General features: G+C 68.6%; 17 protein-coding genes and 4 pseudogenes. 13 read left to right on the forward strand and 8 right to left on the reverse strand.

The genetic code is table 11. The features are described 5' to 3' along the window. Positions 1–484 precede the first annotated feature (484 nt). A complete protein-coding gene (locus tag ACH47Z_RS39755) occupies positions 485–1,750 on the forward strand; it encodes an MFS transporter (RefSeq protein WP_399083059.1) in 1,266 nt (421 codons plus the stop codon). Between the two features lie 176 nt (positions 1,751–1,926). Here ACH47Z_RS39755 and ACH47Z_RS39760 read toward each other — a convergent pair whose 3' ends face one another. Then, a complete protein-coding gene (locus tag ACH47Z_RS39760) occupies positions 1,927–2,121 on the reverse strand; it encodes a hypothetical protein (RefSeq protein WP_399083235.1) in 195 nt (64 codons plus the stop codon). Between ACH47Z_RS39760 and ACH47Z_RS39765 the strand changes: the two genes are divergently transcribed. From ACH47Z_RS39765 to ACH47Z_RS39790, 6 genes and pseudogenes are all read left to right on the forward strand, one after another. After that, positions 2,042–2,452 (forward strand): ornithine carbamoyltransferase, encoded by a 411-nt coding sequence (locus tag ACH47Z_RS39765; protein WP_399083061.1) that lies wholly within the window; start codon positions 2,042–2,044, stop codon positions 2,450–2,452. The genes ACH47Z_RS39760 and ACH47Z_RS39765 overlap by 80 nt on opposite strands. Then, positions 2,452–2,799 (forward strand): hypothetical protein, encoded by a 348-nt coding sequence (locus tag ACH47Z_RS39770; RefSeq protein ID WP_399083064.1) that lies wholly within the window; start codon positions 2,452–2,454, stop codon positions 2,797–2,799. Before ACH47Z_RS39765 ends, ACH47Z_RS39770 begins: the two co-directional genes overlap by 1 nt. A 308-nt stretch (positions 2,800–3,107) precedes the next feature. Next, positions 3,108–3,317, forward strand: a complete 210-nt coding sequence (locus ACH47Z_RS39775; RefSeq protein ID WP_399083067.1) for a hypothetical protein — start codon at positions 3,108–3,110, stop codon at positions 3,315–3,317. Further along, the gene (locus ACH47Z_RS39780) at positions 3,314–4,045 is read left to right on the forward strand and encodes a restriction endonuclease (protein ID WP_399083070.1); all 732 of its coding nucleotides are present in this window, start codon (positions 3,314–3,316) and stop codon (positions 4,043–4,045) included. Before ACH47Z_RS39775 ends, ACH47Z_RS39780 begins: the two co-directional genes overlap by 4 nt. 544 nt (positions 4,046–4,589) lie before the next feature. Beyond that, positions 4,590–4,736 (forward strand): annotated as a pseudogene (locus ACH47Z_RS39785) (transposase); the annotation flags it as partial. Between the two features lie 53 nt (positions 4,737–4,789). After that, positions 4,790–5,071: a hypothetical protein gene (locus tag ACH47Z_RS39790; RefSeq protein ID WP_399083238.1), complete on the forward strand. Its 282-nt coding sequence runs from the start codon at positions 4,790–4,792 to the stop codon at positions 5,069–5,071. A 434-nt stretch (positions 5,072–5,505) separates the two neighbouring features. On the opposite strand, the gene ACH47Z_RS39795 is transcribed toward ACH47Z_RS39790, so the two are convergent. Both ACH47Z_RS39795 and ACH47Z_RS39800 read right to left on the reverse strand, forming a co-directional pair. Next, positions 5,506–5,901 carry an Imm50 family immunity protein gene (locus ACH47Z_RS39795; protein WP_399083073.1) on the reverse strand — a complete coding sequence of 132 codons (396 nt, stop codon included), beginning with the start codon at positions 5,899–5,901 and terminating at the stop codon, positions 5,506–5,508. Beyond that, positions 5,894–6,406 carry an Imm50 family immunity protein gene (locus tag ACH47Z_RS39800; protein WP_399083076.1) on the reverse strand — a complete coding sequence of 171 codons (513 nt, stop codon included), beginning with the start codon at positions 6,404–6,406 and terminating at the stop codon, positions 5,894–5,896. The genes ACH47Z_RS39795 and ACH47Z_RS39800 overlap by 8 nt, the downstream gene beginning before the upstream one ends. 155 nt (positions 6,407–6,561) lie before the next feature. Between ACH47Z_RS39800 and ACH47Z_RS39805 the strand changes: the two are divergent. After that, positions 6,562–7,619, forward strand: a pseudogene (locus ACH47Z_RS39805) (IS1380 family transposase); the annotation flags it as partial. A 9-nt stretch (positions 7,620–7,628) separates the two neighbouring features. Here ACH47Z_RS39805 and ACH47Z_RS39810 read toward each other — a convergent pair. The 3 genes and pseudogenes from ACH47Z_RS39810 to ACH47Z_RS39820 form a co-directional block, all read right to left on the reverse strand. Further along, a pseudogene (locus ACH47Z_RS39810) lies at positions 7,629–7,697 on the reverse strand (transposase); the annotation flags it as partial. A 61-nt stretch (positions 7,698–7,758) separates the two neighbouring features. Beyond that, the gene (locus ACH47Z_RS39815; RefSeq protein WP_399083079.1) at positions 7,759–7,884 is read right to left on the reverse strand and encodes a hypothetical protein; all 126 of its coding nucleotides are present in this window, start codon (positions 7,882–7,884) and stop codon (positions 7,759–7,761) included. 381 nt (positions 7,885–8,265) lie between these two features. Next, on the reverse strand, positions 8,266–9,159 hold the full coding sequence (locus ACH47Z_RS39820) for a LysR family transcriptional regulator (protein ID WP_399083082.1): 894 nt from the start codon (positions 9,157–9,159) through the stop codon (positions 8,266–8,268). 102 nt (positions 9,160–9,261) lie between these two features. On the opposite strand from ACH47Z_RS39820, the gene ACH47Z_RS39825 reads away from it, so the two are divergent. Further along, on the forward strand, positions 9,262–10,365 hold the full coding sequence (locus tag ACH47Z_RS39825; RefSeq protein ID WP_399083085.1) for an alcohol dehydrogenase catalytic domain-containing protein: 1,104 nt from the start codon (positions 9,262–9,264) through the stop codon (positions 10,363–10,365). Between the two features lie 49 nt (positions 10,366–10,414). Beyond that, complete coding sequence (locus ACH47Z_RS39830) at positions 10,415–10,768, forward strand: hypothetical protein (RefSeq protein ID WP_399083088.1); 354 nt, start codon at positions 10,415–10,417, stop codon at positions 10,766–10,768. Positions 10,769–11,098: 330 nt separating this feature from the next. On the opposite strand, the gene ACH47Z_RS39835 is transcribed toward ACH47Z_RS39830, so the two are convergent. Further along, positions 11,099–11,971, reverse strand: coding sequence for an alkaline phosphatase family protein (locus ACH47Z_RS39835; protein WP_399083232.1), 873 nt, complete (start codon positions 11,969–11,971; stop codon positions 11,099–11,101). A 403-nt stretch (positions 11,972–12,374) separates the two neighbouring features. Here ACH47Z_RS39835 and ACH47Z_RS39840 point away from each other — a divergent pair. Together ACH47Z_RS39840 and ACH47Z_RS39845 are read left to right on the forward strand one after the other, a co-directional pair. After that, positions 12,375–13,064, forward strand: a pseudogene (locus ACH47Z_RS39840) (transposase); the annotation flags it as partial. 454 nt (positions 13,065–13,518) lie between these two features. Next, a complete protein-coding gene (locus ACH47Z_RS39845) occupies positions 13,519–13,890 on the forward strand; it encodes a VOC family protein (RefSeq protein WP_399083091.1) in 372 nt (123 codons plus the stop codon). A gap of 199 nt (positions 13,891–14,089) precedes the next feature. Here the strand turns inward: ACH47Z_RS39845 and ACH47Z_RS39850 are convergent, their stop codons facing one another. Continuing rightward, on the reverse strand, positions 14,090–15,079 hold the full coding sequence (locus ACH47Z_RS39850) for a helix-turn-helix transcriptional regulator (RefSeq protein WP_399083094.1): 990 nt from the start codon (positions 15,077–15,079) through the stop codon (positions 14,090–14,092). A 93-nt stretch (positions 15,080–15,172) separates the two neighbouring features. Between ACH47Z_RS39850 and ACH47Z_RS39855 the strand changes: the two genes are divergently transcribed. Continuing rightward, positions 15,173–15,571 carry a VOC family protein gene (locus ACH47Z_RS39855; RefSeq protein WP_399083097.1) on the forward strand — a complete coding sequence of 133 codons (399 nt, stop codon included), beginning with the start codon at positions 15,173–15,175 and terminating at the stop codon, positions 15,569–15,571. Positions 15,572–15,709 lie beyond the last annotated feature (138 nt).

Consider the following 15,709-nt stretch of genomic DNA (forward strand, 5'->3'; position numbering starts at 1 on the left):
TCGACGTGCTGTGGGCGCTCCTGCGCGACAACAGGGTCTTCACCTCCGCCCCGCCGATCGCGCAGGCAGCTTGACTCAGTCATTGAAACTCCCGGTGCTGCTCGGTTCGGTTCGCACCTCCGAGCTACCAAGGGGCCCTGCCATCATGCGTCTACCACCAGAAGATCGGGTACGGCGTCAAGAAGATGCCCGTGAGCTGGTAAGTGAATGAGGTTGAGCCGGTGACAGGAGCCGGAGCGGAGTTGTTGCAGATCCGGCACGGCCGGCCGGAGCCGGAGCCGAGTCTGCCGGTGGTGGAGGGTCTCCAGGAGATGAACGCTACCGGTTCCAGCACTTGGCACCTCCACCGAGGATGGCCGCGGCGCCGGCAACGGTTCCCGGAGGGTCGGCCCGATGTCCTGCGCGAAGTGCGGACTGTAGGTTCCGGTCGACGGCGGAAGCCCAACACCAATGATCACCGGAGTCACCAGGGGGAGCCCGCAGCATGACCACCACGGAGGCCCTTGGCGGGTCGGCTGCAGTCGACGATGCAGCACGAAGCGTCACGCGCCCGTTCTACGTATACGCCGTGCTCGCCAACTCACTGTTCCAGCGCGGCGTATTCGTCCTCTTCCTTCAGCAGCGAGGCTTCTCCGCCGGGCAAGTGGCCCTCCTTCAGACACTGATCTACCTGGTCAGCGGACTTGCGGAGTTTCCGACGGGAGTCATCGCCGACCGAATCGGCAGGCGAGCCAGCATCGTGATCGGCCAGGTGCTGATAGCTGGATGTCTGCTCGGGCAGGGGACGTTCTCCGACTACTGGGTGTTCCTGGCGCTGTTCATCGGGCAGGGCGTGGGCATGGCATGCGTGTCCGGTTCGGACACCGCCCTGCTGTACGACCTGCTCGTGCGTCGTGGTGCAACGGCCGGCTATGTCAAGATCAAGTCCCGGTTCACCATGCTCGGGACGGTCACCTCGGGAGTCGCCATCGTCCTCGGCGGCCAACTGGAGCGGATCTCCTGGGGAGTCGTCTACGTCGGTTCGGCGTCGTGCCTCGTCCTGGCCGTGGTGGTGCTGATGTCACGGGTGCCCGAGATCCGCGGCGCGGACGCGGTGGACGAGCAGGACAGAGCCGAGAAGCACCATGACGCAACAGCATGGCGGGCGATGCTTCGGGTCGCCACGCCGGCGCTCGTGACGCTTGTCGTGGTGTCCGGATTGATGCATGCGACTTTGACGCCGTACATCATTTTTACCCAGAAGACCCTCTCCGATCAGGGAGCGGGCACCGCATTGGTCAGCGTGGTCATCTCGGCGGGATTCTTCGTCGGCGGACTCGTTCCCCTGCTGTCGGACCGCGCGAACCGGCGCATCGGGTATCGGGTCATCGTCCCGGTGTCTCTCCTGATGCTCGCCGCGGCGCTCGGCCTGAGCGGCCTCGGCCTTGTCTGGGTCACCATCACCGCGTTCCTGGTCCTGGTCGGAATTCCCGAGATCACCGCGGTGCTCGTGGACAACGTGCTCAACGAGGCGGTGCCGTCGCGTTACCGGGCGAGCCTCCTGTCGATGATCGCATTCGTGGAGTCGGTGCTCATCGGCACCGGCTATCTCGTCCTCGGCACGCTCATGGACGGGTTGGGCTCCAGTGTCGGCATGGCCACCTACGCCGCGGTCCCCGTGCTGGCATGTCTCCTGTGGCTCCCCGTGCTCGTCCGAGGCGCGCGGGTGACCACCGAGATCGAGAAGCCCGCCGAGCAAAAGGCATCCTGAAACAGGCCAACGATGAGGAGCCGAAGTGGAATTGATGCAGATCGGGCATAAACGACCGGTGCTGGATCTAGACCCGCCGGTCGTCCACGAGGATGCCCTTTCGGTTGCGTTGGTCTGCATGCCCCTGGGCCGTGGTGGACGTGCCCTCACTGGCGCTGAGCGCGATCGCTCCCTTGTTAGAGCAGCGCGGGGAAGTTGAGAAGCTCGACGTTGTCTATGCCAATATTCGGTGGCTCGACTTCTTGGTCCGGGAAGTGGGCCTCGAGCGTGAGCACTACGAGCTGATCGTCGATGCTGAAGTGTTCGGGGTCGGCGAATGGGTCTTCTCCAGCTGTTTCCGCCCCGGTACCGACCCACGCCGCTGCCGACACCGCCCGAGTCCTGTCGTCCTACCTGGACGCGATCACGGTGCGCACCTTCGACCACGCCACAGTGGAGCAGATGGCCGACGCCTCGACGGTGCCGGTCGTCAACGCCTTGTCCAACAGCCACCACCCCTGTCAGTCCCTCGCCGATCTCCTGGCACTGCGCGAGCACTTCGGCACCCTGGTCGGCTTGACCACGGCCTTCATCGGGGACGGCACGAGCAATACCTGCAATTCGTTCCTCGCTGCGTGTGCGGCCTCGGGCATGCACCTCATCGTCGCCCCCCGCCCGGCTACGAGACGGACGAGGACATCCTCGGTGAAGCCCGCGAACTGATGGCGCAGACCGGCGGTTCCGTGTCACTCATCGCCGAGCCGATCGAGGCCGTCGCGACCGCGCAGGCCGTCTACGCCGAGGTGTGGGTGCCCATGGACAGACACCACGAACGCGCCCGACGGACCGAACAGCTGGCCGCCTACCGGGTCGACGGTGCCCTGCTCTCCCATGCTCCCCGCGAAGCGGTGGCCATGCACTGCCTGCCTGCCGTCCGTGGGCAGGAGATCACCTCGGAGATGCTCGACGGCGCCCGATCCCTGGTCTGGCGTCAGGCGGCGAACCGGCTTCCCACGGCCCAGGCGGTCCTTCACACCCTCATCGTCACATCCCGCCGACGCACAACCTGACCGCCGAGGTGGCCACAGTCGTCATGGGTGGGGAGATCCACTGAGCAAGTTCGGCCAATCGACCGATCAGCGGCGGCCGAGCACTGACAGCCGTCCGGGGACAAGATCAGCTGAGGTGGCTGAAAGGCCGGGCTTCGACGGCGCAGGACAGCAGGTGCCGCGCGGTATCCAGCCAGGTCCGGATCGCTTTGTGCCATTCGTCGGCAACCCGCCTTCAACATCACCAAGGCGCGGCTACACATGAAGGCCGGGGTGCCACAGGCGTTCCCTGTGTGGTGTTGGCCGGTCATCGGGGGAGGTCCGCGGGTTTGCTGACCATCGACTCGGGCGTGCTGCTCGCGGTCATCGTCTTCTTCAGGCTGCGGCGGCGTACGGAGGCGCGCAGCCGTTTCGACGAGAGGCTGACTGTCGTCATCGTTCTGGCGCTGGGTGTGCTGATCGCGCCCACTCCGGCGGGCCAGGGAATCCTGAACGTTCTGCAGCAGCTGGCGAGCGGCGTCACGCAGGCCGGCCGGTGAGCCGCAGCAGGCGCAAGGGGAGGGCGTCGGCGACCAGGCGCCCGCCGACGCGACGGCCTGCCCGAAGGCCTGTCAGGCGGCGGCAGCGCGCGGATGACCGGCTGATCGGTCTCCTGGTGGGCGCGGCCGCAGTGATTGCCCTGGTGGTGGCCGTCGTCAACTGGCTGCTGGCTCATTGGTGGATCCTGGCCGTCGTCGGCGTGGGCGCGGTGCTGGCCGTCGGCGGCTGGCTCTACCAGCGGCAGCAGAGGGCGCGGTGGGAAGCGGCCCGTGCGCAGGGTCTGCGGTACGCGCTGCCCCAGCTGGACGCCCTGCACCACACCCGGTTCGAGGACGCGGTGCGGGACCTGATGCGCCGTGACGGCTGCCAGGACGCGGTCCGCGTCGGCGGCCGCGGGGATCTGGGTGCGGACGTCAAGGCCACCGACCCTTATGGGCGGTTGTGGGTGATCCAGTGCAAGCATCGCCGCAACGGCTCGGCCGGCTCCGCGGTCGGCACGCCGGACCTGCAGGTCCTCAACGGAACCGCCCGCCAGGTCCACGGCGCCGACATCGCGGTGATCGTCACGAACGGCCGGGTGACCGCGCCCGCCGTGGACTTCGCCAAACGGCAGCGACTCCACGTCGTCGATCGCCGCACCCTTGGAGTGTGGGCGTCTGGCTCACGCCCCTTGTGGGAGCTGCTTCGGGCCGTACCGCCGCCGCGCAGGCCGGACGACCTCTCCTGAGCTTGTCCTACCTTCCACGTATGGGTCTGAGGTGGTCCTTCGTAAGAAGCCGTTGCCTTTCCGATCTTGAAGTGTGGCAGTCGAACGAGGGTCTCATTCAGGCGGGCGTCGCCGAGTATGGGACGTGCCACGCCGCTGGTTCAGCGTGCGGTGTGTCCGGAGCGGAGCTCGTCAGTGTCGACTGTCGTCAGGGCTACGCTCAGCGGCACACCGGTGCCAGCCGCGGCGGCCAGCCGCTCGCGTACCTCGCGGGGTGTCCGAGGCCGCCAGCCGGGCCCGTCACAGCAGCCAGCGTGGAACGTGACACCCGCGTTCAGTAGGGCAGTCAACGTCCGCCACCCAGCGGAGTCGCTCCGCTTCGGCACGGCGAGGTCCTGGCCAGCGTCGATCAACTCTCCACCGCAGCGCGGGCATCGGCTTGCCCACGTGCCGCGCTTCTTGAACGAAGAACGGCAGGGCAAGCACACGTAATGCCGGTTCGGAGTCCCCCCACGAAAGCACATCGCACCAGTATGGCAAGGCCACTTTGCCCATTCCAGCGATTTTGATCGACTCCCAGTCGGTCAGGGTGGACGCCGTCGTCGGATCCGACGGCGGCAAGGTGATCAACGGGCGCAAGCGGCACGTAGTGGTCGGCACCCTCGGCCTGTTGCTCGCGGTGAAGGTCACTGTGGCCGATGTCGGCGACCGCGCCGCCGCCCAGGTTCACTCGCCCAGGCCGTCGTCGCGCACCACCTGCTGGCCTTGGTCTGGGCCGACGGCGGCTACACCGGCAGCCTCGTCGAGTACAGCCTCACCGTCCTCGCCCTGGTCCTTGCGATCGTCAAGCGCGGCGACGACATGCGCGGCTTCGTCGTGCTGCCCAAGCGCTGGATCGTCGAGCGGTTCCTCGCCCACCTGATGCAAAGTCGCCGCCTCGTGCGCGACTTCGAGCGAGCCCCCCAGCAGCGCGGAGGAGATGGTCTACTGGTCGATGACGATGCTCATGACCGCCGCCCTGCCCGGCCACGCCCTTCGCGAGCGTGAACCGGCCCGGCGCCGACTCGACCAGCCAGCCCCGGGCCACCAGCCGCTTCGCCTTCGACCGCAGCGCTGACCGGGCCAGCCCCGCGCGCCACCTCGGCACCACCGATTTCTCGGCCTCCTCCCGAAGCTCGTCCACACGACGGCGAGCGGTGAGCTCACGCTGTTCCAGCAGCCCCACGACGGACGGCATCCACGAACTCCACCAGACCGACGACTCGACACGTCATCAATCCCCGAGACCGCCTCCTGGATCGGAGTTGTTCGACGACGACGGCGTTGGCGAAGGTGAGCCCGGCTGCAGTGATCAGGGTGGGAGTTGGGATCGCTGACCTGCCGCGTCGTTCCGTGCCTGGGGACCCGCCGTAGCATCTGCGGCGTTCACCTCCGAGGTGAAGCTCCCGGTGCGCCAATCCCCTTTCGACCTTCAGGTGACGTCACTGCGCGCGGCTGGCCAGCCGTCCAATCGGGGACTCGGCGCGGATCTCGGCGGCCTGGAAGGACACGCGCTTGCCCTGGCCGGCGAGCACGACCGTCTTCCCTGCGAGAGCGGCAACGGTCGTAGGCCAGCCGGACCAGCCCTCCACCTCGAAGTTCTTCACGCCGATGCAGACCAGGACGAATTCGACCGCGTTGTGTCCTCGCGCCTGCCACAGGTGCGTGGCACCCGCCGGGACCGCAAAGGCGAAGAACCTCAAGGTGACCGACGCCTCGCGTTCGTCGACGAGAACGGACGTCAGCTTGTAGTCGCTCAGCGGTGGCGGCGGGGAGCCCAGGACGTCGCAAAGCGTCTCGGGATTGGTGACCTCGGCAGACCAGTCACGGTCACTCATAGAACACCTTCGTTGTCGTGGGAGGCAGCACCTGGTGCAGGTGCTGGTCGAGTCGGCTCGCGAACCATCGCCGAGCTGCGTAGGGATCCGTGTGGCCCGAGCGGTAGGCGTTGAGATGGCTGGCCTTGAGCGCGGTATGCGCGGTGAAGTCCAGCGAGAACCCCGGTCCGCTCACCGCGACTGTGATCCGGTGCTCGTGGTTCTCAACGAAGGGGCTGAACTCGATGTCGACCACGGTGCCGCCGGGAACCCCACGCATCCGAAGGTCCTCACCCACCGCAAGGAACTCGATCTGGGCCTCGAACCGGTCGCAGCCGGCTTCGGTCCAAGCTGAAGGAGCGAGGTCCGGAAAGCGGGGCAGCTCCGCCCGCAGCTTCACACCGGGGCCGTAGGGGCTCAGGTGCACCGATCTGAGAACCAGGTGCTCCAGGGGCGGCAACTCGGTGTAGAGAGCAGTCAACTGCTCCGAGTGGACCAAGAGTTCCGGCCATGTGCCAGCTGGCATGGGTGGGTCCCTTCACTTGGGGAGCCTCGCGCCCGGCGAGGCCGACCGGTCCTCGTCCCCGGGGACGGCCGGAGGTCAACAAAGAGCACTTGAGCTGGGATGATAGTGCTCGTTTACGGTCCGGTTGCATCGCCCCAGCACGAGGCACGTTCCAGATGAAGCGCAACGGGTCCAATCCACGCGTCCGGATATCGGGTGGCGGATCGGGAGTGGTCTCGCAGGCCGGCGGCGTGCTGCTGGGAGGCCGCCCGCCGGACCGGCCTGGACGCCCCGTTGTCGGCGGCGCTTGAGCCGTGGTGCAAGCCGCGGGCGGTGCACGACCCGGGCAAGATCCTTCTCGGCCTCGCGCTGGCGGTCGCGTTGGGCGGGGACTGCCTGGCCGACGTCGGGGTGTTGCGAGCGGAGCCCACCTTGTTCGGGCCGGTCGCGTCCGATCCGACGGTGTCCCGGCTGGTCGATGCCCTCGCCGCGGCCGCTCCCCGCGCGCTCGCCGCCGTCGGCCAGGCCCCGGCCGACGTGCGTCAGCGGGTCTGGCGGCTGGCCGGCCAAGCCGCACCGGACGCCGGAGGCAAGGTGACCGTGGACCTCGACGGCGTGCTGGTCCTGGCGCATTCGGAGAAGGAGGACGCCGCCGCACCTGGAACAAGACCTTCGTTCACCACCCGCTGTTCGCGTTCGTCGACCACGGCCCGGAGGGCTCGGGCGACCCGGTCGCGGGCCTCCTGAGGCCCGGGAACGCGGGCAGCAACACCGCCGACCACATCACCGTCGCCCGGCAGGCACTGGCCCAGCTGCCGAAGCAGCACCGGCGCGGGCGGCGGACAGCCGATCCGCACCGACTCCGCCGGCGGCACCCACGAGTTCCTCGATTGGTTGACCGCGCGGGGGCGGTCGTTGTCCTACCCGGTCGGCATGGTCGTCACCGACGCGATCCGCCAGGCCGTCCTTCTCGTTCCCGCCTCCCCCTGGACACCGGCCGTAGAACCGGATGGCAGCGTGGGCGGGCGCGTGGGTCGCCGAACGTGCGGGTGACGTGCTGAAGGGCTGGCCGAAGGGCATGCGGCTGGTCGTCCGCAAGGAACGGCCGTACCCCGTCGCCCCGCTGATCCGGCCAGCCGTGTGCGACCGGCCCCTCGCCCAACTCCGCCTCCAGCTGCACGAACTGGGCCTCGCTCAACCTCGGCGGCCGCGTCGAGCCAGCCGACCGAAGGGCGCGTGGGCCGTCCTTGCCCCAGGCTCGCCGCCACCGCTGCACCGACCGCACGTTGACCCGTATCTCCTTCGCGATCACCGAACTCGGCTCGCCCCGGCCGAACGCCTCGGCGGCCCGAGTGATCTTGTGTCCTGGTTCGTCAGTTGAGGCCGAATGAGTTCAAGGGGTGGTGGTAGTCGCGGGCGGCCCGGCGGAGTGCCGCCGCGATGTTGCTGTGACCGTCCTGACGGTGGAGGCTGATGGCGAGGTTGCGCAGGCTGGCCATGGTGCGGGGCAGGCTTCCGGTGCGGGTCTTGGAGTCGTCCTCGCGGAAGGTCCGGTCGTGGACGTGGTGGAGGAGGCTCTCGATGCCCCAGTGGCCTCGGAGACCCGGTCGGTCATGCCGTCGTCGTAGGTGACAGGCCCTGCGCCGAGCAAGCGCAGCCAGTTCTAGGTGGCAGTGACGGCCAGCTGGATCGCGGTGCTGCCGATCCCTCCGGAGGCGCCGTCGATGAACAGGGCGGTGTGTTGGTGACGCCGTGCTGGTCGAGGGAGTGTGTGGCCGTTTTGAGCGACGGGTAAGCCGGCGGCATCGATGAATTCGAGGGACGCAGGGCTGATCGCGAGGACGATGACCGGGGTCGGCCGACCGCCCCGGCGGCACGTGTCAGACCGTCGAGGTGATCGCTCGGGTGACGGCCGTGATCGCCGGGGTGGGGCGGCCGGGGAGGCGCGCCACGAGAACACGTCGGATCTCAGGAGGCGCGCCCTCGACGTGTACCAGGCTCACCCCGGGCGGTAGCACCGGCGAGATCCGGGACGGCACCGTCGTCACCCCGAAGCCGTTGGCGACCAGCTGGAGTTTCGTCAGCCAGTCGCGTGCGCGGTGGACGATGTGCGGCCGTCCAGGCAGGCCGGGCCAGACGCCGAGCAGTGGCTCGGAGTTCGACGACGGGGTGGCGATCCACGCGGCGTCGACCAGTTCGTCGACATGCACCGTGGTGCGGCCGGCGAACTTCCCGGTCGAAGGCGTCGCCAGGACCAGTTCGGTGTCCACGGCGGTCTCGACGTGCAGTCGCGGCGACTCGCTGTCCAAGGGTCGGTGGGGCGGGCGGGACGTCAGCACGGCGAGGTCGATCGAGCCCGCCCGCAGCGCCCGGATCAGGGTGGGCGTGGTGCCCTCGGTCGTCGTGACCGTGATCTGCGGGTCCGTTGCCGTGAGGCGGGTGAGCGCGGCGGGCAGGATGACGGCGCCCGCGCTCAGGAACAGTCCGAGCCGCACCAGTTCGATTCGTGGGACGGTGCCGGTGAGGTCGGACTCGGCCGCCGCGAGGCAGTCCAGGATGGTGCGGGCGTGGCGCAGCAGGGTCAGACCCGCGGGGGTGAGCCGCACCCCGTCGGGGCGGCGGTCGAACAGGGTGGTGCCCGCGTTCCGTTCGAGGGAGACGGCCTGTCGTGAGACCGCCGACTGCGTGTAGCCGAGCCTGGCGGCTGCCGCGGTGAAGCTGCCGGATTCCGCGATCTGCTGCAGGACCCGCAGACCCGTACTGGAGATGTCCATGCGGCATACGCATACCACAGATGCTGGATCGTCGCTTCCCGCATGACCGCCGGACTCCTAGTGTCGGTGCCGACGGACCGGGACGAACATGGAGGTCATCGCATGCGAGCAGCAGTACTGACGCGGTTCGGTGCCCCGCTCACGGTGCGGGAGATGCCCGACCCCGAGGCCGGCGGCGGTGAGGTGGTGGTCGAGGTACTGGCTACCTGCGTCCCCCCGTACGCGGGCGAGGTCTTCAGCGGCGAACGGAACTACCCCCTGGCCCCTCCCGTCGTGCCCGGGGTCGGCGGCGTGGGACGGATCGTCCACGTAGGTCCGGACGCCACCCGGCTGCGCGTCGGGGACCTGGTGTGGTGCGACTGCACGGTGCGCTCGCGGGACGACGCCCTGACGCCCGACATCACGCTTCAGGGCTGGAGCTCCCGCGGTGAGGGCGGCGCGCGGCTAGCGCGGTACCTGCACGACGGGTCGTTCGCCGAACTCATGCGGGTCCCGACGGAGAACGTCTTCCCGCTGCCGGCCGCCGTGGGGGACGACCCGGCCCGCTGGGCCGCGCTCAGTGTGCACACCATCTCGTACGGCGGGCTGCTGGCAGGCGGGCTCGCGGCTGGTGAGACGCTGCTTGTCAGCGGGGCCACCGGCAACCTCGGCAGCAGTGCGGTCGCGGTCGCGCTCGCGATGGGGGCGGGCCGCGTGGTCGCGCCGGGCCGCAACCGGGCAGCGCTCGACCTTCTCGCCGACCGGTTCGGTCCGCGTGTGCGCCCGGTGCCGCTGACCGGGGACGAGGCCGTCGACCGAGCGGCGATGTCCGCGGCGGGCGACGGCCCGATCGACATGGTGATCGATCTGCTCCCGCCGAGCGCACCCAGCTCCGCGGTGCGTGTGGCGGCCATGGCCGTGCGCGAGTACGGTCGTGTCGTCCTCATGGGCGGCGTCGGCATGCTCGGTGGCGACGCCCTCGCGCTCCCGTACCCGTGGATCATGCGCAACTCGGTCACCGTGCGCGGCCAGTGGATGTACCCACGCACAGCGAACGTCGGCATCATCCGGCTCCTCACCTCGGGCGCTCTGGATCTCGCCCCCGAACGGGTCCGGTCGTTCGGCCTCGATGCCGTCAACGACGCCGTCGCGTACGCCGCCTCACACGGCGGCCCGTTCGACCGCACCGCCCTCGTCCCAGTGGTAACTGTTCGTCCTCCAGTGTGACTTCGTGATCGCGTCGGTGGTGTCAGTGGCGCCCCTTACTGTGACCGGCATGGGCTATGACGTGCACATCACCAGGCGTACGCCGTGGTGGGAAGATGAGGGCGAGCAGATCACGACGCAGGAGTGGGCGGCGGTGGTCGCTGACGACCCGGATCTGGAGATGGTTCAGGTGGCCCGGGTTTCTCCGCGGGGCCAGGACGCAGTATTGGAGTACCGGCACGAGTGGCTGGCCCAGATGGTCACCCACCCCGAACGGGACACTCACGGCGCCTGGTTGGACTGGGGAGAGGGGCAGATCGTGGTGAAGCACCCGGATGAATTCCTCCTCGAGAAGATGCGGGAGATCGCTGGGGTGCTGGGGGCGCGCGTCCAGGGCGACGACTGCGAGTACTACGACGAGTGAACGCTGCCCGCCCGCTGGGGTAGGCCTCCGCCTTGCGTTGAGCACGGTGACCGCCCGGCCGGTGGGGGCCCTCGGCACGCCCCCAGAGACGACAGCCGGCTCGCCCTCGCTGCGACGTACTGGGGAAGATGACGGGCCGGTCGCCGGGCGTCTCGTGCTGGCTACGTAGGTTTCAGCGGGACTCGTGGACAGAGCCGGGCTCGGTGTTCGCGGCTGGCGACGCCGACGAGGGGACGACGTCCGAGTGTCACCACCCGGTACGTCAGGACCGCCGCCTCTGCGAGGCAGGGGTCCTGACGCTGTTCACCGGTGGTTGAAGCCGGACCAGGTTCAGTTCCAGATGCCGGTGATGTCGGAGGCGTTGGCCGCGGCTCCGGCATGGGTGGTCAGACCGGCCAGGTCCTCGAGGGTGCGCAGGGCGTCGTAGTGGTTGTAGTGGGTCGAGGTGGAGCTGCCCGGAGCGACGTGCGCACCGTAGAACACGGTGGCGATGTGGTTGCTGTGCGAGCTGTCGTCCTCGTCGAAGGTGACGGCCAGGACGCTGTTGTGTGTCTTGGCCCAGGTGGCGTAGGCGCCGAGGTTCTTCTGCAGCCAGGTGTCACCTGTGCTGATGGAGCAGTCGTGCATGTCGTTGCACAGGTTCGGGACCACGAACGAGACCTTGGGCAGGGTCGTGTAGTCCGTCGGGAACTGCGCGAAGGTGTACGCCGTGTTCAGCGGGACGTTGCTGAAGGCGAACCACGGGTTGTGCTTCTGGGCGTATTTGGTGGCGGAGTTGGTGCACACCGTGGAGCCCTGGGAGGGCAGGCCCTCGTTGTAGCTGCTCCACGTCTTGCCGGCGGCGATGAGCTCGGAGCCGAGGTTCGCGGCGCTGCTGAACTGGGGGGTGTAGCAGTTGTCGTTGGTGATGCCCTGGTTGTTGCCGGAGAACAGGTCCAGGTAGTTCGGCTGGCTGGGGTGGGTGATGGCGTACGACTGGGTGAGGTTGCCGCCGCCGGCCACCAGGGTGTTGTTGAGGTACGGGGCGCTCGTGCTGCCGATGACCTGCTCGTAGGAGTGGTTCTCGAACACCACCACGATCACGTGGTCGGGGGCGGGGAGGGCGGCGGCCTGTGCAGCCGGGGCGGCCGCCCACACCCCGACCAGGGCGGTGGGGAGGGTGGCGAGGGAGAGCGCCCGGCGCGAGTGCTTGATGCGGGACAGCAAGGACACGGTGGACCTCCTGTGGGAGCGGTTGGGACAGCGCGGGGGGTTGTCTACTGCTCAGGCGGTCGTCTTTGCTTCGGGCAGTAGGAGAGTAGGGGGCGCTCTCGAGGTCTTCAGGTTCTCTGAAATGAAGCCCCGTCAAACTGTCGTCGGTGGGCGGAAAATGACCCTGCACATCGCGTTCACCTGCCAGGGGATGCCCGGAAACCGCGCCGGAACGGGCACGGTGGCCGCCCTGAACGTCTGTGGCATGGCCAGGACCCTTCACGCGGGAAAACCCCGAACTGCCCATCGCCCGAAGAAGACTCCCACCGCCGCCAGGCGAGGCTGGAGCGTGGTCCCGGACGGAATCCGTCTTCGACTGCGGCGAAGCCCTCGCCCCGGACCGGAGGAATCCGTCATGCATCCTCCCTCTCCGTCACCTGCAGATCGCGTGTCCCCTCATGGCCGTCGTGATCCTGCTCGCTCTCGCGGTCTGGTACGTGTTTCTCGGGCCGGGGGCGACTTCTACGCATGCCTGCACGCACGCCGCGACGAACTGTTCGAGCTCACGGAAGCGCTGCCATGCGCCAACGGCCGAGTCGGGACGCCGGTGGACCTGACACTGCCGGCCGAACACCGGCGCGGCCACGGTGCCCTGTACGACGCACTGAACCGCGGTCGTATCGACGCCGGACGGCTGCGGCGGACACTGGCCGCGCTGCCGCAGCCCAGAGCCGCCGATGGGCGGCTCGTCCTAGCCGTGGAGGCGAGCAACTGGCTGCGAGTGGACGCACCGTGCAGAGCGGAGTGGCCGTTCTGCCACACCTCCGGCCGCGGCCGGGACCAGCATCTGATGATCCCCGGTTGGCCGTCCTCGTTCGTCGCCGCTCTCGAGCCGGGCCGTACCTCCTGGTGCCAACTGCTGGACGCAGTCCGACTCGGACCGGAGGACGACGTTGACGAGGTCACCGCCGTCCAGGTGCGCCGCGTCGTCGGGGATCCGAGGCGCGAGGTGCGCAAGCCCGTGCCCCGCCCCTGGGTCTTGCCGCCGCAGGGTGGACGGCCGCCCAAGCACGGGAAGGAGTTCCGCTTCGCCGAACCGGACACCTGCCGTCCGGGACGGGGGCGGAGCTGGCGGTCAGGGTGTACCACTTGTCGGCGCGGGTGTACCGGGCGGTGGCCGCCGCCCGGCCGACGCCCTCGTCGTCAGGGGCCTGGCCCGGCGGTAGGACAGGGTTTCCGGGTGTGGTGGTCCACCCGGTCCTGTCCCAGTTCGCGACGTGGCACTCAAAGGGGAAGTCGAGATCGATCGGGTGGTCGCTCGACCAGTGGCGGCTGAGGTGGCTGGTGCGCTGGTGGTCCGTCATGCGGGGCAGGTGGTGTCCAGCATCTCGCCCAGCGTGCAGTAGGAGCGCAGGGGGCCCACTGGTCGGGGGACTGGCCGGCCTTCCCGCGTGTCGGCTCCGGAGCGTCAGGCGTTGGCGGGGGTGTCCTGTCCCGAATGTAGGTAGCCGCCTCTAGGGTGTTCATCGCGGAAGTCCACTGGTCGGTTCGGAGGCGCCATGTCCCTGCAGATGCAGTTGGTTGCGATAACGCTCGACTGCCCTGATCCGCTGGCTTTGGCGGCGTTCTATCAGCAGGCCGCCGGTCTTGAACCGCATCCGAAGTCGGACGCCGACTTCGCGGGTCTCAACGGTGAGCACGGACTTTTCATCGGGTTTCAGCGGGTCGACGACTACCGGGCGCCGAGCTGGCCCGACCAGATCGTGCCCCAGCAGCTCCACATGTGCTTCAAGGTCGACGGGGACTTGGACGAGGTCGAAGCCCGACTGCTGGAGTTGGGTGCGGGCAAGCCGGATCATCAGCCGCATGGGGACAAGGCGCGGGTCCTCACCGATCCGGCTGGTCATCCCTTTTGCATCAGCCTGCACTGACTGCCGGATTCACGAGGGCCTCGACCTGCCTGGCAGTGGCCTCGATGGCGGTGCTGAGCCATGTGCGGCTGGAGCCCCGCAGGGGCACCTCCACCGGGAAGCGGCGGTGGAATTCGGCGATGGCCTGTGTGACAACGAGGAGGTCATCGTTCTTGGCCGTGGGGGCGTCACGTCGACCACTGGTTGTGGTTCCTCGCTGTCAGGCTTGGCGGGCGTAGGACGCGAGGCGATCGGCGAGCGCGGTGACGAGATCGCGCAGTTCATCGGGGCGCTCGATGACGAACGGCCGGTCGAGTGAGGCGAGTACCGCAGGCAACCAGTCGAGCCGCTGTGCCCGTAGCTCGACGCGCAGCCAGCGCTCGGTCGCCCGGTCCTGGCCTGCCGCGGGCTCGTGCTCCTCCAGGCTCGCGACGCTGGCGGGAAGGCGGGCGCGGATCTGCTCAACCGTCCCGTGGATCCGCAAGGTCACCTCATGCCGGTACTCGGCCGTGGCGAACGCTGACACCACACGCTGTGCCGGACCGGGACCCTCGGGCGTTTCGAATGAGCCGGGCAGGGTCCTCGCGTCTGCGATGCGATCGAGCCGGAAGGTTCGGTCCTCGTCGATCCGGGCGTCCTTGCCCGTGACGTACCACCGGCCCGCATGGGCGACGATCCCGTACGCGTGCAGCGTGCGTTCGCTGCGCCGTCCGTCGCGGTCGGTGTAACGGATCGAGACCGGTCGGCAGTGGTGCACCGCATCGGCGATGGTGAGCAGGACCTCAGCGTCCGGGGTGTCGAACTCGCGGGGCTGATCCGTGAAGGCGAGTGCTTCCAGGAGTGCGTCGAGCCGACGGGCGATGTGCTTGGGCAGCACCCGCCGGATCTTCGCCGATGCCGTCTCGTTCGCCGTGTGCTCCGTCGTCGTCAAACCTGCTCGGCGGCCGGCGACCAGGCCGAGCAGCACGGCCAGCGCTTCGTCGTCGTTGAGCATGAGCGGAGGCAGGCGGTAGCCGGGGGCGAGCCGGTACCCGCCGTAGCGGCCGCGCACCGATTCCACGGGCACGTCCAGGTCGATCAGCTGGTCCACATACCGCCGCACGGTGCGCCCTTCGACGCCGAGCCGGTCGGCGAGTTCGGCCACCGTCCGGGTGCCGCCCGACTGCAGCAGCTCCAGGAGTGTCAGCACGCGGGCAGTGGGTCGAGGCATGTTCGCAGCCTAACGCGAATACAGGACCGATTCTGTCCACTATTTCTCCTAGCCTGCGACGTGCACGCCTTCAGCACAGCCAAGGAGATCCCCATGGACTTCGTCTCGATCCGCATCATCACCAGCGACGTAGCGCGCCTCGTCGAGTTCTACGAGCGAGCCACAGGGGCGCGGGCGACGTGGGCCACCGAAGACTTCGCCGAGCTCAAGACCGCGGGCGCAACCCTCGCGATCGCCGGCACCCGCACCGTCCCGCTGTTCGCCCCGGGCTCTGCCCGCCCGGCGGACAACCACAGCGTGATCACCGAGTTCCTCGTCGACGACGTGGACCGCGTTCACCAGAACCTGACCGGCTTCGTCACCGACTTCGTCACCAAGCCCACCACGATGCCCTGGGGCAACCGGTCACTGCTGTTCCGCGACCCCGACGGCAACCTCGTCAACTTCTTCACCCCTGTCACCCCGGCGGCCATCGAGAAGTTCGCACGTTGACGCCACGCACAGCCGTCACCACGAGGAGCCCTGAGATCTCAGGGCTCCTCGTGGAGACCCACAGCCGGTCCTGGTTCCTCCCGGCCACGATGCCCAGGGCAGGGAAGGCCACCGGTTTGGGCGCTGTGGGCGCGAACA

The organism is Streptomyces sp. NPDC020192 (genome assembly GCF_044388685.1).
Lineage (GTDB): Bacteria > Actinomycetota > Actinomycetes > Streptomycetales > Streptomycetaceae > Streptomyces.